We start from the raw sequence: 15457 nt of genomic DNA on the forward strand, positions 1-15457 counted from the left end.
CCGTCGACCTGGAGGTGCCGCTCGTTCAGGTGCCAGCCGCGCGGGCGCATGACGACGGTCGCGAGCTCGTCGTTCGGGCGCAGGGCGTACGACTTGCCGGACCTCGGGTCGGTGAAGTCGATGTTCCGGGTGTAGGCGTCGATCAGGTTGAGCTGGCCGAGGACGACGTTCTCCCAGGTCGGCGCCGAGGCGTCCTCGAAGTCGGCCAGCCAGACCTTGGCGCCCGAGTTGAGGGCGTTGATGGTCATCTTGCGGTCGGTGGGGCCGGTGATCTCGACCCGGCGGTCCTGCAGCGCGGGCGGGCACGGGGCCACCCGCCAGGAGTCGTCCGCGCGGATCGCGGCGGTCTCCGGGAGGAAGTCGAGTGTGGAGGTGCGGGCGATCTCGGCGCGGCGCTCAGCGCGGCGGGCGAGGAGTTCGTCACGCCGGGGCGTGAACCGGCGGTGCAGCTCGGCCACGAAGGCGAGGGCCGCGTCCGTGAGGACCTCCTCCTGCCGGGGCAGGGGCTCGGCGTCGACGATGGCCAGCGGGGACGGCGCTGGTGCGGACATGAGCTGTCACTTCCTTCAGCGAGCTACGTGGACGAGCTGGTCGAGCTCTGGCACCGGGTGCCAGTCTTCCCGGACAGGGCGGGCAGCGCCCGTGGAGCGGACGGGCGCTTCTGAGCAGTGGATACTAGTTTCCTCATGGTGGAAGTTCAATGGTTTGTTGATGTCGAGATTCTCTGAGTCGAGGCAAGGTGGCGCCGAGTGCCACCGCCCTTACTCAAGGTGGGCGAGATCGGCCTCGGTGTCGATGTCGTACGGCCGGGCCACATCCCCGCATTCGATGAGTCCGATCACCTCCTCGTGGTCCTTCAGGTAGGCGCGTGCCCCCCGGTCGCCGGTCGCAGTCGCCGCGATGCCCGGCCAGTGGGCGGCGCCGAGGAGGACCGGATGCCCGCGCACGCCGTCGTAGGCGGCCGAGACGAGCGACGCCTCTCCCTCGTACGCGGCGAGCACCCGGGCCACCGCCTCCGGTCCGATGCCGGGCTGGTCGACGAGCGAGACGAGCGCCGCCCCGGCTCCCGTTCCGGCCAGCGAGTCCAGCCCGGCGCGCAGGGAGGAGCCCATCCCGTCGGCCCAGTCCGGGTTCTCCACCAGGACGCAGTCGCCCAGCTCCGCCCGCTCCCGTACGGCGGCGGCCTGCGCGCCCAGCACCACATGCACGCGGGCGCAGCCGGCCGCGCGGAGCACGCCGACGGCGTACTCGACGAGGGGCCTGCCGCGGTGGGGGAGCAGCGCCTTGGGCCGTCCGCCGAGCCGTCTCCCACCCCCCGCCGCGAGGAGCAGACCGGCGACCGGGGGCGCTTCTGTCTCAGTCATATGTCCTGCTTACCTGACACCTGCGCGAGTGCCCGGCTTCCCAGGGCTGAATTTCCGTCCGCATGGTGGCGCACCCGGCGTCGGGTGGCGTTTACTGACCCGCGTCCCCGGCGCCCGACCGACGTCAGGGGGGCTCGACGGGGGAGCGGGACTACTGGCGCACAACGGCGTGCGAGGGGGAGTGCTGTGTTGCGGAGCTTGGGGCAGAGGCCGGTGACGGGCAGCGACGAGGACTCGAGGGTGGCGGAACTGCGGACGGCGGTGTCCCGTCTGCGCCGCGAACTCGCCGCGCATCCGGCCGAGTTCCCGGACCGTGCGATCGCCGAGGACGAACTGGCCGCGCTGGCGGCGATGGCCGGCGACGGGGTGCCGGAGACGTCCCGGCTGCGCAGGTCGCTACTGCTGATCGCGGGCGCGATCGGGTCCGTCAGCGCGTTGTCGCGGGGTCTGTCGGATGTGCGTGACGCCGTGGACCTGTTCGGCGGGGAGCGGCCGCGCGGGCGGGGCTAGGGTCTGGCTGACCGGGCGGGGCCGCAGGCGTCTGCCGGACAGGTCCGTCAGGGCGCGGCAAGGCGTCTTTCGGTGTGCGGGGAGTGGGCCGGCCGGTGGGGGTCGTACGGGTCGGCGGCGCGTCGTCGTCAGGCGGGGTTCTGGCTCGCCAGTGCCTCGGACAGTTCCCCGGCCACCTGCTGAAGCACCGGCACGATCTTCTCGGTCGCCGCCTCGGTGACCCGCCCCGCCGGGCCGGAGATCGAGATCGCTGCCGCGGTGGGGGAGTCGGGAACGGAGACGGCCAGGCAGCGGACGCCGACCTCCTGCTCGTTGTCGTCGACCGCGTAGCCGTTGCGCCGCACGTCCTCCAGCGCCGCCAGGAAGCCGTCCGCGGTGGTGATCGTCTTCTCCGTGGCGGCGGGCATCCCGGTACGGGACAGCAGCGCGCGCACCTCCTCCGGCGGGAACCCGGCGAGCAGCGCCTTGCCCACGCCGGTGGAGTGCGGCAGCACGCGCCGGCCGACCTCGGTGAACATGCGCATCGAGTGCTTGGACGGCACCTGGGCGACGTAGACGATCTCGTCTCCGTCGAGCAGGGCCATGTTCGCCGTCTCGCCGGTCTCCTCGACCAGCCGGGCGAGGTAGGGCCGGGCCCAGGTGCCCAGCAGCCGGGATGCGGACTCGCCGAGGCGGATCAGGCGCGGGCCGAGGGCGTAGCGGCGGTTGGGCTGCTGGCGTACGTATCCGCACGCCACGAGCGTGCGCATCAGGCGGTGGATGGTGGGCAGCGGCAGCCCGCTGCTCGCGGACAGCTCGCTCAGACCGACCTCGCCGCCCGCGTCCGCCATCCGTTCGAGCAGGTCGAAGGCGCGCTCAAGGGACTGGACGCCGCCATTGGAGCTGGATTTGGCGGAGCCGGTGGTGCTGGCGCTGGACGTCGGCACGGCGCGTTCCTTTCGGGACCGGTGGAAGGGCAGAAGCCTACCCGTCAGTCGGTTGACTCCCCGCTTGTACATAGCTACGTTCTGCTTGCTGGAATTCTAATTCCGCTTTGTGGAAACGTCCAGAGTGCTTGTGTGGGGTGCACTGTGGAGAAGTGTGCCCTTGACGGCTCGGGAACGGGAGTGAAGACTCCTTCAACAGAAAGTTGAATTCCGTCACGCGGAAGTTGACGGCGGCAGAGAGGGGTCCGGGTGTCCGACGCTGAACTGGTGCTGCGCTCGACGCGCGTCATCACGCCCGAAGGGACGCGCGCCGCGTCGGTCGCGGTCGCCGACGGGAAGATCACGGCCGTTCTGCCGTACGACGCCCAAGTGCCCTCCGGCGCACGCCTGGAGGACCTCGGCGACGACGTCCTGCTGCCCGGCCTGGTCGACACGCACGTGCACGTCAACGACCCCGGCCGCACCGAGTGGGAGGGCTTCTGGACCGCCACGCGCGCCGCGGCGGCCGGCGGCATCACCACCCTCGTCGACATGCCGCTCAACTCCCTCCCGCCCACCACGACGGTCGACCACCTCCGCACCAAGCAGGACGTCGCCGCCGACAAGGCGCACATCGACGTCGGCTTCTGGGGCGGCGCCCTGCCCGACAACGTCAAGGACCTGCGCCCGCTGCACGAGGCCGGCGTCTTCGGCTTCAAGGCGTTCCTGTCGCCGTCCGGCGTGGACGAGTTCCCGCACCTGACCCAGGACCAACTCGCCCAGTCCCTGGCCGAGATCGCCTCCTTCGACGGCCTGCTGATCGTGCACGCCGAGGACCCCCACCACCTCGAATCCGCCCCGCAGCGGAGCGGCCCCAGATACGCCGACTTCCTGGCCTCACGCCCACGCGACGCGGAGGACACGGCGATCGCCCAGCTGATCGCCCAGGCGAAGCGCCTCCACGCGCGCGTGCACGTCCTGCACCTCTCGTCGAGCGACGCGCTGCCGCTGATCGCCGAGGCCAGGCGGGAGGGCGTACGGATCACCGTGGAGACCTGCCCGCACTATCTGACCCTGACCGCCGAGGAAGTCCCGGACGGCGCCAGCGAGTTCAAGTGCTGCCCGCCCATCCGTGAGTCCGCCAACCAGGACCTGCTCTGGCAGGCACTGGCCGACGGCACCATCGACTGCGTGGTGACCGACCACTCGCCCTCCACGGCCGACCTGAAGACCGACGACTTCGCGACGGCCTGGGGCGGCATCTCCGGACTCCAGCTCAGCCTGGCGGCGGTGTGGACCGAGGCGCGCGAGCGAGGGCACGGACTGGAGGACGTGGTCCGCTGGATGTCCGCGCGGACGGCCGAACTCGTGGGGCTCGACGACCGCAAGGGCGCCATCGCGGCGGGCCGCGACGCCGACTTCGCCGTCCTCGCCCCCGACGAGACGTTCACCGTCGACCCGGCCGCCCTCCAGCACCGCAACCGCGTGACGGCGTACGCGGGCAAGACCCTGTACGGCGTCGTCAGATCCACCTGGCTGCGTGGCGAACGCATCGTCGCGGACGGCGAGTTCACCGAGCCGAAGGGGCGACTCCTCACCCGGACCAGCTGACCACCACCACCGATCTCGAAAGGCAGACCTGATCACCGTGACGGCGACACCCAGCTACACCGGCGACGCGAACCCCTACGGCGGCGGCGACCCGTACGCGGACTACCGCACCGCCGACTTCCCCTTCACCCAGTACGCCGACCTCGCCGACCGCCGCCTCGGCGCCGGTGTCATCGCCGCCAACGACGAGTTCTTCGCCCAGCGCGAGAACCTGCTGGTGCCCGAGCGGGCCGAGTTCGACCCCGAGCACTTCGGGCACAAGGGCAAGATCATGGACGGCTGGGAGACCCGGCGGCGCCGCGGCGCCTCCGCCGAGCACCCGTGGCCGACGGCCGAGGACCACGACTGGGCGCTGGTCCGGCTCGGCGCGCCCGGCGTGATCCGCGGGATCGTCGTCGACACCGCCCACTTCCGCGGCAACTACCCGCAGGCCGTGTCCGTCGAGGGCACGTCCGTGCCGGGTTCTCCGTCGCCGGAGGAACTGCTGGCGGACGGCGTGAAGTGGACGACGCTGGTGCCGCGCACGCCCGTCGGCGGCCACGCGGCGAACGGTTTCGCCATCGCCGTCGAGCAGCGCTTCACCCATCTCCGGGTCAACCAGCACCCCGACGGCGGCATCGCGCGCCTGCGCGTGTACGGCGAGGTGGCCCCCGACCCGCGGTGGCTGGAGGCGCTGGACACCTTCGACGTGGTCGCCCTGGAGAACGGCGGCCAGGTCGAGGACGCCTCCAACCTCTTCTACTCGCCCGCCACCAACACCATCCAGCCGGGCCGCTCCCGCAAGATGGACGACGGCTGGGAGACGCGCCGGCGCCGCGACCAGGGCAACGACTGGATCCGCTACCGGCTGGTGGCGCAGTCCCAGATCCGGGCGCTCGAGATCGACACGGCGTATCTGAAGGGCAACAGCGCGGGCTGGGCGTCGGTGTCGGTCAAGGACGGCGAGAACGGCGACTGGCAGGAGGTCCTCCCGCGCACCCGCCTCCAGCCCGACACCAACCACCGTTTCGTCCTCGACACCCCGGCCGTCGGCACCCACGCGCGCGTGGACATCTTCCCGGACGGCGGCATCTCCCGGCTGCGCCTGTTCGGCTCGCTGACGGAGCAGGGCGCGGCGGCGCTGGCCGCGCGACATCAGGAACTGGGCGGCTGAAGCCGTAGGGGCGGCGACCGGAGCCCGTGAAGGGCGACTGAACCCGTGGGGCGCACCGGCCCGGACAGCACCGGTGCGCCCCACGTCATTCACGCGCCACGTCATGTCACCCCCACGTCATGTCACGCCGCCGTCACGTCACGCCGCGTGGCCGCCGTCCACCGCGAACTCCGCGCCCGTGACGTACTCCGCCCCGGCCAGGTGCGCGACCGTCGACGCCACCTCCGCGGGGGTGCCGAAACGACCCAGTGCGGTCATCGCCGCCTGGTCGGGCGCGTACGGGCCGTCCGCCGGGTTCAGATCCGTGTCGATGGGGCCGGGGTGGACGATGTTCGCCGTGATGCCGCGCGGGCCCAGCTCGCGCGCCAGGGCCTTCGTCAGGCCGATCAGGGCCGACTTGCTGGTCGCGTAGAGCGTTCCGCCGGGGCCCGGCACCCGCTGGGTCATGCAGGTGCCGATCGTGATGATCCTGCCCCCGGCGGTCATGCGGGCGGCCGCTGCCCGGGAAGCCAGGAAGACGCCCCGGACGTTCACGGCGAGGACCCGGTCCACGTCCGCGAGCGACAGGCCCTCCAGCGGGCCCAGCACTCCGATGCCGACATTGTTCACCAGCACGTCCAGACCCCCGAGCTCCTCCGCCGCACGCCCGACCGCGCCCGCGGCCTCGTCCGCGTCCGCGGAGTCCGCCCGCAGGGCCACGGCCCGCCTCCCGAGCGCCGCCACGCCCCGCACGACCTCCTCGGCCGCCTCCTTGCCGTTCAGGTACGTCACGGCGACGTCCGCGCCCTCCCGCGCGAGCCGCAGAGCGGTCGCCGCGCCGATACCGCGACTGCCACCGGTGACGAGGGCCACCTTGCCGTTCAGAGTTCCGTGAGTGGTTGTCATGGGTCCATCCCAGCGCCGCGCGGGCCCGAGCTCCGGCGGCGAACGGACATGGAGATGAGGCGGCGCCGTACGGCCCACCGATGAGTTGCGGGTGCCGATGGGGTCTGAGGTGATGACAGCGGATCCCACCCCGGAAAAGAGGCACTTCTCATGGGCAAGCTCGTTTCCACCCTCTTCGTCACGCTCGACGGCGTCTACCAGGCACCCGGCGGCCCGGAGGAGGACACCCGCGGCGGCTTCCAGCACGGCGGCTGGAGCTTTCCGTACGCCGACGACGACTTCGGCCAGTTCATCAACGAGGTCTTCCAGCGCCCGGCCGCCTTCCTCCTCGGACGCCGTACGTACGACATCTTCGCCTCGTTCTGGCCGAAGGTGACCGACCCCGCCGACCCGGTCTCGTCCAAGCTCAACGCACTGCCGAAGTACGTCGCCTCCTCGACGCTGACGGACCCCGCGTGGGCCGGCACCACGGTGGTCAGCGGCGACCTCGGCAAGGAGGTCACCGCCCTGAAGGAGCGCACCGACGGCGAGCTCCAGGTCCACGGCAGCGGCGCCCTCGTCAGGTCACTGCTGGCCCTCGACCTCGTCGACACCCTTCACCTGCTGACCTTCCCCGTAGTGCTCGGCGCGGGCTTCCGCCTGTTCACGGAGGGCGCCGTGCCCACCGCGTTCAGGCACACCGGCGGCCGCACCACGAGCACCGGCGTCGCCATCCACTCGTACGATCTGGCCGGTCGCCCCGAGTACGGCTCGTTCGCGCTCCCCGAGAACGCGTGACGACCCGGCGCGGCGCGCGTCCTCCCTCGTCCGCGGCGTTCTCGCACGATTGATGGAGATCGGGTGAGGACGCCGGGGCGCACGTTAACTTCCCGAAAACTGATCGGACTTGCCGGGAAAATCTCCGCCGTTGTCATTGACATGCCACTGTCTACGCGCGTCATCATGAGGGGCATGAGATTCCCCCCACACATCACCCGCATCGGCACCGCGGCCGCCGTCCTGTCCGCCCTGCTCGTCGGCGGCACCGTCACCGCCACGCCGGCGGCCGCCGCGGTCGGCAGCATCTGCTACAGCGACCTGCCCTCCCAGGCCCACGACACGCTCGACCTGATCGAGCAGGGCGGCCCGTTCCCGTTCGAACAGGACGGCACCGTCTTCCAGAACCGGGAAGGCATCCTGCCCAGTCAGCAGTCCGGGTACTACCACGAGTACACGGTGATCACGCCTGGTTCCGACACGCGTGGAGCTCGCCGGATCGTCACCGGTGAGCAGAACCAGGAGGACTACTACACGGCCGACCACTACAGGTCGTTCGACCTGGTCGACTACGGCTGCTGAGTCCGCCGGTCACGGTCGACGCCGATGATCGGCGTCGACCGGCCGGGAGTCCGGTCCGCGCCGGTCGGCGCACCGGCCGGCGCTCAGCCGGACTTCCGGCTCTCGGCGGCGGCGAACAGCGCGAACGCCAGCACGAGCAGGGTGACGCTCGCGTAGATCTCGAAGCCGTCGAGGAAACCGATCCGTTGTACGAGACCCCAGTCCCAGTCCGTGAACTCGTGCACCAGGCCCGCGACGCCCTGCACCAGAGCGATGAATCCCAGGATCTCCAGCAGTTGCTTCATGCCATGACCCTCGCCCCGCGGACCCCCCACGCCAATCGGCCGCGGGGCGAGCCATGGCCGACGGAAGTCCACGTTCCGCCTGGCGTCACCACGACCAAGGTTGCCGATGCCGCGACTTTGGTCGACGAACGCGTCCGTGAAGGCGCACCGAAGCCCGCCACTGCGTAGATTTGTCGATCGTGAGTGGTGACGAGCCGGAGCCCAGACCCCAGGCGTTCGCGGGGCGGCGCTGGCTGCTGCCCTCGGCCCTGATCAAGGAGTTCGACCCCGACGCCGCGCGGACCGCACGCTCCGGGCGGCTCCGGCGCACCGCGCGCGACTGGGTCGTCGACTTCTCCTGCTTCCTGCTGGCCGTGTTCATCGGGCTGCTCGGCGCGGACACGCTGCAGAAGGAGGATCTGCCGGTCGGCTACGCCGCCTTCGACCAACTGCTGGGCGCGCTCTCCTGCGCCGCGGTGTGGCTGCGGCGCCGCTGGCCGGTCGGGTTCGCCGTCGCGATGGTTCCGGTCTCGTTCGTGTCGGCGACGGCGGGCGGCGCCGGCCTGGTCGCCCTGTTCACGCTCGCCGTGCACCGGCCCTTCCGGTACGTGGCCTGGGTGGCCGGCGCCAGCGTGGCGCTGAACCCGCTGTACTTCTGGTGGCGTCCCGAGCCCGATCTGCCGTACGGCTGGGCCGTCGTGCTGGCTCTGCTGCTGACCGCCGTGGTGGTCGCCTGGGGCATGCTGGCCCGGTCGAAACGGCTCCTCATGCTGAGCCTGCGCGACCGCGCCCGGCGCGCCGAGACGGAGGCCCGGCTGCGCGCCGAGCAGGCGCAGCGCCTCGCCCGCGAGGCCATCGCCCGGGAGATGCACGACGTCCTCGCGCACCGGCTGACGCTGCTCAGCGTGCACGCGGGCGCGCTGGAGTTCAGGCCCGACGCACCCCGCGAGGAGATCGCGCGGGCGGCCGGCGTCATCCGGGAGAGCGCCCACGAGGCCCTCCAGGACCTACGGGAGATCATCGGCGTGCTGCGGGCCGGCGAGCCCGACGACACCGGGCGCCCGCAGCCGACCCTCGCGGCGCTGGAGGCGCTGGTCACCGAGTCCCGTGAGGCCGGCATGAAGGTCACCCTCGACCAGCGCGTCACCGACCCGGCCACCGTGCCCGCCTCCGTCGGCCGCACCGCCTACCGCATCACCCAGGAGGGCCTGACCAACGCCCGCAAACACGCCCCCGGCACCGAGGTCACGGTGACGGTGACCGGCGCGCCGGGCGAGGGCCTGTCCGTGTCGGTGCGCAATCCCGCGCCCGAGGGCGAGGTCCCCCATGTCCCCGGCTCCGGACAGGGCCTGATCGGCCTGACGGAACGGGCCATGCTGACCGGCGGCCGGCTGGAGCACGGACCGGCGGCGGACGGGGGGTTCGAGGTGCGGGCCCGGCTGCCGTGGGGCTGAGCTCGGTCCACACCACGGAGGCACCCGCATGCCTGAGGGGCACTCCTCGCGACCCGGTCCATCCCCGCCCCACAACCGTGATTACGTAAGGCACATGACTGCGATCAGACTCCTCCTCGTCGACGACGACCCGTTGGTCAGGGCCGGCCTGTCCTTCATGATGGGTGGCGCCGACGACATCGAGATCGTCGGCGAGGCGTCCGACGGCGCGGAGGTCGACGCGCTGGTCGAGCGGGTCCGACCGGACGTGGTCCTCATGGACATCCGCATGCCGTCGGTCGACGGCCTCACCGCCACGGAGCGCCTGCGCGGCAGGAAGGACGCCCCGCAGGTCGTGCTGCTGACCACCTTCCATGCCGACGAGCAGGTGCTGCGCGCCCTGCGGGCCGGCGCCGCCGGGTTCGTGCTCAAGGACACGCCGCCCGCCGAGATCGTCGACGCGGTGCGCCGCGTCGCGGCCGGCGACCCGGTCCTGTCGCCCACCGTGACACGCCAGTTGATGGAGCACGCCGCCGGCACCGCCGCCGACACCCGCCGCGCACGCGCGCGTGAGCGGCTCAGCGGCCTCAACGACCGTGAGCGCGAGGTCGCCGTCGCGGTGGGCCGGGGCCTGTCCAACGCCGAGATCGCCGCGGAACTCTTCATGAGCGTCGCCACCGTCAAGACCCATGTCTCCCGCGTCCTGGCCAAGCTCGACCTCAACAACCGTGTGCAGATCGCCCTGTTGGCGTACGACGCGGGACTTCTGGAACAACTGGAGGAAGACGGGCACTAGTCGGGGCTCCCGCGCGTTCTCGGTGTACTGGGAGGGGGAGCGGCATGGCAGAAGTGATCGACCTGGGGGAGTACGGCGACGGGTTCCGGACGGACCCGCACCCCGTGTACGCGAGGCTGCGAGCCCAGGGCCCGGTGCACCGGGTGCGACTTCCGGAGCCCGACGCCCACCACGAGACCTGGCTCGTCGTGGGGTACGAGGAGGCGCGCGCGGCGCTCGCCGACCCACGGCTGGCCAAGGACGGCAGCAGGATCGGGGTGACGTTCCTCGACGAGGAGCTGATCGGGAAGTACCTGCTGGTCGCCGACCCGCCCCAGCACACCCGGTTGCGCGGCCTCATCACGCGCGCGTTCACCATGCGCCGCGTCGAGGAACTCCGGCCCAGGATCGGGCAGATCACCGACGAGCTGCTCGACGCGATGCTGCCGCACGGCCGCGCCGACCTCGTCGAGTCGTTCGCCTACCCGCTGCCGATCACCGTGATCTGCGAACTGCTCGGCGTGCCGGAGATGGACCGTACGGAGTTCCGCAAGCTGTCCACGGAGGCGGTCGCGCCCACCAGCGCGGCGAGCGAGTACGACGCCTTCGTGCGCCTCGCCGAGTACCTCACCGAACTCATCGAGGACAAGCGCCGCGCCGGGCCGAGCGCCGACCTGCTCGGCGAGCTGATCCGCACCACCGCGGAGGACGGCGACCGGCTCTCCCCGGAGGAACTGCGGGGCATGGCCTTCGTCCTGCTGATCGCGGGCCATGAGACGACGGTCAACCTCATCACCAACGCCGTCCACGGCCTGCTCACCCACCCGGACCAACTCTCCGCCCTGCGCGCCGACATGACCCTGCTCGACGGCGCGATCGAGGAGGCGCTGCGCTACGAGGGCCCGGTGGAGAACGCGACGTTCCGATTCGCGGCCGAACCCCTGGAGATCGCCCAAGTCCCGATCGCCCAGGGCGAGTCGGTGATGGTCGGCCTCACCGCCGCCGACCGTGACGCGGCCCGCTTCCCCGTCCCGGACCGCTTCGACATCCGCCGCGACTCCCGCGGCCACCTCGCGTTCGGCCATGGCATCCACTACTGCCTGGGTGCCCCCCTGGCCCGCCTGGAGGCCCGCACGGCGCTCCGGTCCCTGGTGGAGCGCGCTCCGGGCCTGGCCCTGGACGGGGCGCCGGGGGAGTGGCTGCCGGGGGTGCTGATGCGCGGGGTGCGGAGTCTGCCGGTGCGGTGGTAGGGGCAGGGCGCCGGGGGACCTCGGAGGGCGGCGGGCGACGAAGGGCTTCGGAGGCCGGCGGGGTGACGGGAGGCCCATCGACGGCGGCCTTACAGAGCCGCGGCGGCAGCCCCGCCCGGGAGCTCCGCGAGCGCGACTGGTCTTCGCTCGCGCCGCGACACCTCGCAGGCCTCCGCGATCCGCAGCGCCTGCAGGGCCTCCCGCCCGTCGCAGGGGTTGGCCCGCTCCCCGCGCACCACCTCCACGAACGCGTTCAGCTCCGCCTCGTACGCCGGTCCGAAGCGCTCCAGGAACCCCGACCACGGCTTGTCCGCGGCGGGCGGCCCCGTGGGCTCGGTGGACGCGATCGGCGTACGGTCGTCCAGGCCGACCACGATCTGGTCCAGCTCCCCTGCCAGCTCCATGCGCACGTCGTACCCGGCGCCGTTCAGCCGCGTCGCCGTGGCCGTGGCGAGCGTGCCGTCGTCCAGTGTGAGCACCACCGCCGCCGTGTCGACGTCGCCCGCCGCCCGGAACATCTCGGGCCCGGCGTCCGACCCGGCCGCGTACGCGATGACGACCTCGCGCCCGGTCACCCAGCGCAGCATGTCGAAGTCGTGGATCAGTGTGTCCCGGTACAGCCCGCCGGACAGCGGCAGCCACGCGGCGGGTGGCGGCTCCTGGTCGCTGGTCACCGCCCGCACGGTGTGCAGACGCCCGAGCCGCCCGGAGCGGACCGCCTCGCGCGCGCCCACGTACCCCGCGTCGAAGCGGCGCTGGAAGCCCATCTGGAGGACCGTCCCGGCCGTCTCCACCTCGCCGATCGCGTGCAAAGTGCCTGGCAGATCAAGGGCGATGGGCTTTTCGCAGAACACCGGAAGCCCCGACCGCGCTGCCCGACCGATCAGTTCGGCGTGGGCCGACGTCGCCGTCGTGATCACCACCGCGTCCACGCCCCACCGGAAGATCTCGTCCACTCCGGGCGCCGCCGTCTCGCCCAACCGGTGCGCCAGTGCCTGGGCGCGCGTGGCGTCCGCGTCCGTGAGGATCAGGGACCCGACGTCGCGATGGCGGCTGAGCGTGTTGGCGTGGATCGTGCCGATGCGGCCCGTACCGATGACCCCGATGCGCATGGAAACAAAGTGCGGGTTCGGCGCGTACCCTGTCAATGCAAATGTCCGGACAATCGAACTACACGACTTCCCGTCAACAACGCGTAGAGCTACAGTCGGCCCGTGCCGAAACCAGAAGTGGACCCGACCGTGGAACTCGAGCTCAGCGTGGACCGGAGCAGTCCGGTGCCCTTGTACTTCCAGCTGTCCCAGCAGCTCGAGGCCGCGATCGAGCACGGAGCGCTCACCCCCGGCAGCCTGCTGGGCAACGAGATCGAACTCGCCGCACGCCTCGGCCTGTCCCGGCCGACCGTCCGCCAGGCCATCCAGTCGCTGGTCGACAAGGGCCTGCTGGTGCGCCGCCGAGGCGTCGGAACCCAGGTCGTGCACAGCCAGGTCAAGCGCCCGCTGGAGCTGAGCAGCCTCTACGACGACCTGGAGTCGGCCGGCCAGCGCCCGGCGACCAAGGTGCTCGTCAACACCGTCGTCCCGGCGTCCGCCGAGGTCGCGGCGGCGCTCGGGGTCGCCGAGGACAGCGACGTGCACCGCATCGAACGGCTGCGCCTCGCGCACGGTGAGCCGATGGCGTACCTGTGCAACTTCCTGCCGCCCGCCCTGATCGACCTGGACACCGCGCAACTGGAGGCCACCGGCCTGTACCGCCTGATGCGCGCCGCCGGCATCACCCTGCACAGCGCCCGCCAGACCATCGGCGCCCGCGCGGCCACCGCCGCGGAAGCCGAGCGCCTTGCGGAGGAGGAGGGTGCGCCACTGCTCACGATGCAGCGGGTGACCTTCGACGACACGGGCAGGGCAGTCGAGTACGGCACCCATACGTACCGGCCGAGCCGCTACTCCTTCGAGTTCCAGCTGCTCGTACGCTCGTGAACGGACCGGCTGGTACGTTGCAATGTCAGGACAATCCAATGCTCCTGTGCTGCAGTGCCCTGAACGGGGCGCGGGGAACCGCGCGACCAGCCCCATACAACCTGTAGACGGCATACGTCATGAACCACCCCATTGTTCCCCCGTACGGCACCCATTCCTACGGTGAGGCAGAATCGGGCCTTGATGAGCACCTACCGCGACTTCACCGCCGCTCCCATCGGCTCCCGCCGCGCGCCGGCGCTCCGAACGGTCGGCCCCCGGGAACGCCGCTCACACCTGTCGGCGCCCCGCGTGCCGACCGTGGGCATCGACATCGGCGGCACCAAGGTGATGGCGGGCGTCGTGGACGCCGACGGCAACATCCTGGAGAAGCTCCGCACGGAGACCCCGGACAAGTCCAAGAGTCCTAAGGTCGTCGAGGACACGATCGTCGAGCTGGTCCTGGACCTGTCCGACCGCCACGACGTGCACGCCGTCGGCATAGGCGCGGCCGGCTGGGTCGACGCCGACCGCAACCGCGTGCTGTTCGCACCGCATTTGTCCTGGCGCAACGAACCGCTGCGCGACCGCATCGCCGGTCGCCTCGCCGTTCCCGTCCTGGTCGACAACGACGCGAACACCGCCGCCTGGGCCGAGTGGCGCTTCGGCGCCGGCCGCGGCGAGGACCACCTCGTCATGATCACGCTGGGTACCGGCATCGGCGGCGCCATCCTGGAGGACGGGCAGGTCAAGCGCGGCAAGTACGGCGTCGCCGGCGAGTTCGGCCATATGCAGGTCGTGCCCGGCGGCCATCGCTGCCCGTGCGGCAACCGCGGCTGCTGGGAGCAGTACAGCTCGGGCAACGCGCTGGTCAGGGAGGCACGCGAACTGGCGGCCGCGGACTCGCCGGTGGCGTACGGGATCATCGAGCACGTCAAGGGCAGCATCGGCGACATCACCGGCCCGATGATCACCGAGCTGGCGCGCGAGGGCGACGCCATGTGCATCGAGCTGCTCCAGGACATCGGCCAGTGGCTCGGCGTCGGCATCGCCAACCTCGCGGCCGCCCTGGACCCGTCCTGCTTCGTCATCGGCGGCGGTGTGTCGGCCGCCGACGACCTGCTGATCGGCCCCGCGCGGGACGCCTTCAAACGCCATCTCACCGGCCGCGGCTACCGCCCCGAGGCCCGTATCACCCGAGCCCAGCTCGGCCCCGAGGCCGGCATGGTCGGCGCCGCCGACCTGGCCCGCCTTGTCGCCCGCCGCTTCCGCCGCGCCAACCGGCGCCGGGTCGAGCGCTACGAGCGCTACGCGAAGTTCGCGGAGGCCCGCCGTTCGTCCCAGGGACCCGCGTGACCGTGACCGTACCCCGCCAGGCCGACTCCCCGGACGAGCCGCAGCAGCCGCCCGAGGACCGTCGCCACATGATCCGTCGCAGGGCGCTCACCCTGCTCATCATCGTGCTGCTCATCGGTGTGCCCGCCGGCTATCTGGTGATCTCCGCCAACCAGAGCCGCGACAGCGGCAAGGACAAGGAGAGGAAGTACTCGGCGACCGGGCTCACCGAGGGCTGGCCGTCGCGGGTGCAGCGTCGGCTCTACCAGATCCCGATCCCGGTTCCGTCGTACAAGGTCGCGTACTACGAGACGAACAACTGGAAGACCAGCCGTCTCTACGTCCAGTTCGAGACCACCCCCGGGGGCCTGGACGGCTACCTGAAGTCCATGGGCTTCGGCCGGGACGACCTGGAGCCGGACGACATCGCCATCAGCACCCGCGACCAGAAGATCACCGGCTGGGAGTTCACGGGCCCCGGGCCGTGGTACGGCGTCGTCCACAAGCAGAAGAACCCGGCGCCCACGCATGACGTGGTCGTGAACATGTCCATCCCGGACAAGCCGTTCGTGTACGTCGTCTCGCGCACCGTTCCGTGACGACCCCCGAACGACACCGGGCCGTCCCCGGCCCGCGTCCCTCGCGCCGGGGCCGATTGTCAGACCCCGCCCGTAGAG

At 71.5% G+C, this 15457-nt stretch carries 16 protein-coding genes and 1 pseudogene; 11 read left to right on the top strand and 6 right to left on the bottom strand.

The window, feature by feature from the left end:
• Both ABZ078_RS37210 and ABZ078_RS37215 read right to left on the bottom strand, forming a co-directional pair.
• Nucleotides 1-551 (bottom strand): annotated as a pseudogene (locus ABZ078_RS37210) (malate synthase A); the annotation flags it as partial.
• A gap of 210 nt (nucleotides 552-761) precedes the next feature.
• Complete coding sequence (locus tag ABZ078_RS37215) at nucleotides 762-1364, bottom strand: nucleotidyltransferase family protein (protein WP_356582856.1); 603 nt, start codon at nucleotides 1362-1364, stop codon at nucleotides 762-764.
• Between the two features lie 186 nt (nucleotides 1365-1550).
• On the opposite strand from ABZ078_RS37215, the gene ABZ078_RS37220 reads away from it, so the two are divergent.
• The gene (locus ABZ078_RS37220; RefSeq protein ID WP_356582858.1) at nucleotides 1551-1874 is read left to right on the top strand and encodes a DUF5955 family protein; all 324 of its coding nucleotides are present in this window, start codon (nucleotides 1551-1553) and stop codon (nucleotides 1872-1874) included.
• Nucleotides 1875-2002: 128 nt separating this feature from the next.
• Here the strand turns inward: ABZ078_RS37220 and ABZ078_RS37225 are convergent, their stop codons facing one another.
• Nucleotides 2003-2800: an IclR family transcriptional regulator gene (locus ABZ078_RS37225; protein WP_356582860.1), complete on the bottom strand. Its 798-nt coding sequence runs from the start codon at nucleotides 2798-2800 to the stop codon at nucleotides 2003-2005.
• Nucleotides 2801-3049: 249 nt separating this feature from the next.
• On the opposite strand from ABZ078_RS37225, the gene allB reads away from it, so the two are divergent.
• Both allB and alc read left to right on the top strand, forming a co-directional pair.
• Nucleotides 3050-4390 (top strand): allantoinase AllB, encoded by a 1341-nt coding sequence (gene allB, locus ABZ078_RS37230; RefSeq protein WP_356582862.1) that lies wholly within the window; start codon nucleotides 3050-3052, stop codon nucleotides 4388-4390.
• 37 nt (nucleotides 4391-4427) lie between these two features.
• Nucleotides 4428-5543, top strand: coding sequence for an allantoicase (gene alc, locus ABZ078_RS37235; RefSeq protein WP_356582864.1), 1116 nt, complete (start codon nucleotides 4428-4430; stop codon nucleotides 5541-5543).
• Between the two features lie 138 nt (nucleotides 5544-5681).
• On the opposite strand, the gene ABZ078_RS37240 is transcribed toward alc, so the two are convergent.
• Nucleotides 5682-6428 (bottom strand): SDR family oxidoreductase, encoded by a 747-nt coding sequence (locus tag ABZ078_RS37240; protein ID WP_356582866.1) that lies wholly within the window; start codon nucleotides 6426-6428, stop codon nucleotides 5682-5684.
• A gap of 150 nt (nucleotides 6429-6578) precedes the next feature.
• Here ABZ078_RS37240 and ABZ078_RS37245 point away from each other — a divergent pair, with 150 nt between their 5' ends.
• Nucleotides 6579-7205: a dihydrofolate reductase family protein gene (locus tag ABZ078_RS37245; protein WP_356582868.1), complete on the top strand. Its 627-nt coding sequence runs from the start codon at nucleotides 6579-6581 to the stop codon at nucleotides 7203-7205.
• A 174-nt stretch (nucleotides 7206-7379) separates the two neighbouring features.
• Nucleotides 7380-7766 carry a ribonuclease domain-containing protein gene (locus ABZ078_RS37250; RefSeq protein WP_356582870.1) on the top strand — a complete coding sequence of 129 codons (387 nt, stop codon included), beginning with the start codon at nucleotides 7380-7382 and terminating at the stop codon, nucleotides 7764-7766.
• A gap of 83 nt (nucleotides 7767-7849) precedes the next feature.
• Here ABZ078_RS37250 and ABZ078_RS37255 read toward each other — a convergent pair whose 3' ends face one another.
• Entirely contained in the window at nucleotides 7850-8050 is a 201-nt protein-coding gene (locus tag ABZ078_RS37255; protein ID WP_356582872.1) for a hypothetical protein, read from the bottom strand.
• 179 nt (nucleotides 8051-8229) lie between these two features.
• On the opposite strand from ABZ078_RS37255, the gene ABZ078_RS37260 reads away from it, so the two are divergent.
• The 3 genes from ABZ078_RS37260 (at nucleotide 8230) to ABZ078_RS37270 (ending at nucleotide 11487) form a co-directional block, all read left to right on the top strand.
• Nucleotides 8230-9483 (top strand): histidine kinase, encoded by a 1254-nt coding sequence (locus ABZ078_RS37260; protein WP_356582874.1) that lies wholly within the window; start codon nucleotides 8230-8232, stop codon nucleotides 9481-9483.
• A gap of 94 nt (nucleotides 9484-9577) precedes the next feature.
• A complete protein-coding gene (locus tag ABZ078_RS37265) occupies nucleotides 9578-10258 on the top strand; it encodes a response regulator transcription factor (protein ID WP_356582876.1) in 681 nt (226 codons plus the stop codon).
• 44 nt (nucleotides 10259-10302) lie between these two features.
• Nucleotides 10303-11487 (top strand): cytochrome P450, encoded by a 1185-nt coding sequence (locus ABZ078_RS37270; RefSeq protein ID WP_356582878.1) that lies wholly within the window; start codon nucleotides 10303-10305, stop codon nucleotides 11485-11487.
• An 89-nt stretch (nucleotides 11488-11576) separates the two neighbouring features.
• Here ABZ078_RS37270 and ABZ078_RS37275 read toward each other — a convergent pair whose 3' ends face one another.
• Entirely contained in the window at nucleotides 11577-12599 is a 1023-nt protein-coding gene (locus ABZ078_RS37275; protein ID WP_356582880.1) for a Gfo/Idh/MocA family oxidoreductase, read from the bottom strand.
• Nucleotides 12600-12728: 129 nt separating this feature from the next.
• Here ABZ078_RS37275 and ABZ078_RS37280 point away from each other — a divergent pair, with 129 nt between their 5' ends.
• The 3 genes from ABZ078_RS37280 (at nucleotide 12729) to ABZ078_RS37290 (ending at nucleotide 15379) form a co-directional block, all read left to right on the top strand.
• Nucleotides 12729-13466: a GntR family transcriptional regulator gene (locus ABZ078_RS37280; RefSeq protein WP_356582913.1), complete on the top strand. Its 738-nt coding sequence runs from the start codon at nucleotides 12729-12731 to the stop codon at nucleotides 13464-13466.
• A 183-nt stretch (nucleotides 13467-13649) separates the two neighbouring features.
• On the top strand, nucleotides 13650-14801 hold the full coding sequence (locus tag ABZ078_RS37285) for an ROK family glucokinase (RefSeq protein WP_356582882.1): 1152 nt from the start codon (nucleotides 13650-13652) through the stop codon (nucleotides 14799-14801).
• On the top strand, nucleotides 14798-15379 hold the full coding sequence (locus ABZ078_RS37290) for a sugar kinase (RefSeq protein ID WP_356582884.1): 582 nt from the start codon (nucleotides 14798-14800) through the stop codon (nucleotides 15377-15379). Before ABZ078_RS37285 ends, ABZ078_RS37290 begins: the two co-directional genes overlap by 4 nt.
• Nucleotides 15380-15457 lie beyond the last annotated feature (78 nt).

It is taken from the genome of Streptomyces sp. NPDC006385, from assembly GCF_040612485.1.
Lineage (GTDB): Bacteria > Actinomycetota > Actinomycetes > Streptomycetales > Streptomycetaceae > Streptomyces.

Bases quoted from the DNA above. Each gene is read 5' to 3' on its own strand.
- ABZ078_RS37215 (WP_356582856.1), bottom strand. From the start codon at position 1,364: ATGACTGAGACAGAAGCGCCCCCGGTCGCCGGTCTGCTCCTCGCGGCG.
- ABZ078_RS37240 (WP_356582866.1), bottom strand. From the start codon at position 6,428: ATGACAACCACTCACGGAACTCTGAACGGCAAGGTGGCCCTCGTCACC.
- ABZ078_RS37245 (WP_356582868.1), top strand. From the start codon at position 6,579: ATGGGCAAGCTCGTTTCCACCCTCTTCGTCACGCTCGACGGCGTCTAC.
- ABZ078_RS37250 (WP_356582870.1), top strand. From the start codon at position 7,380: ATGAGATTCCCCCCACACATCACCCGCATCGGCACCGCGGCCGCCGTC.
- ABZ078_RS37255 (WP_356582872.1), bottom strand. From the start codon at position 8,050: ATGAAGCAACTGCTGGAGATCCTGGGATTCATCGCTCTGGTGCAGGGC.
- ABZ078_RS37265 (WP_356582876.1), top strand. From the start codon at position 9,578: ATGACTGCGATCAGACTCCTCCTCGTCGACGACGACCCGTTGGTCAGG.
- ABZ078_RS37270 (WP_356582878.1), top strand. From the start codon at position 10,303: ATGGCAGAAGTGATCGACCTGGGGGAGTACGGCGACGGGTTCCGGACG.
- ABZ078_RS37275 (WP_356582880.1), bottom strand. From the start codon at position 12,599: ATGCGCATCGGGGTCATCGGTACGGGCCGCATCGGCACGATCCACGCC.
- ABZ078_RS37285 (WP_356582882.1), top strand. From the start codon at position 13,650: ATGAGCACCTACCGCGACTTCACCGCCGCTCCCATCGGCTCCCGCCGC.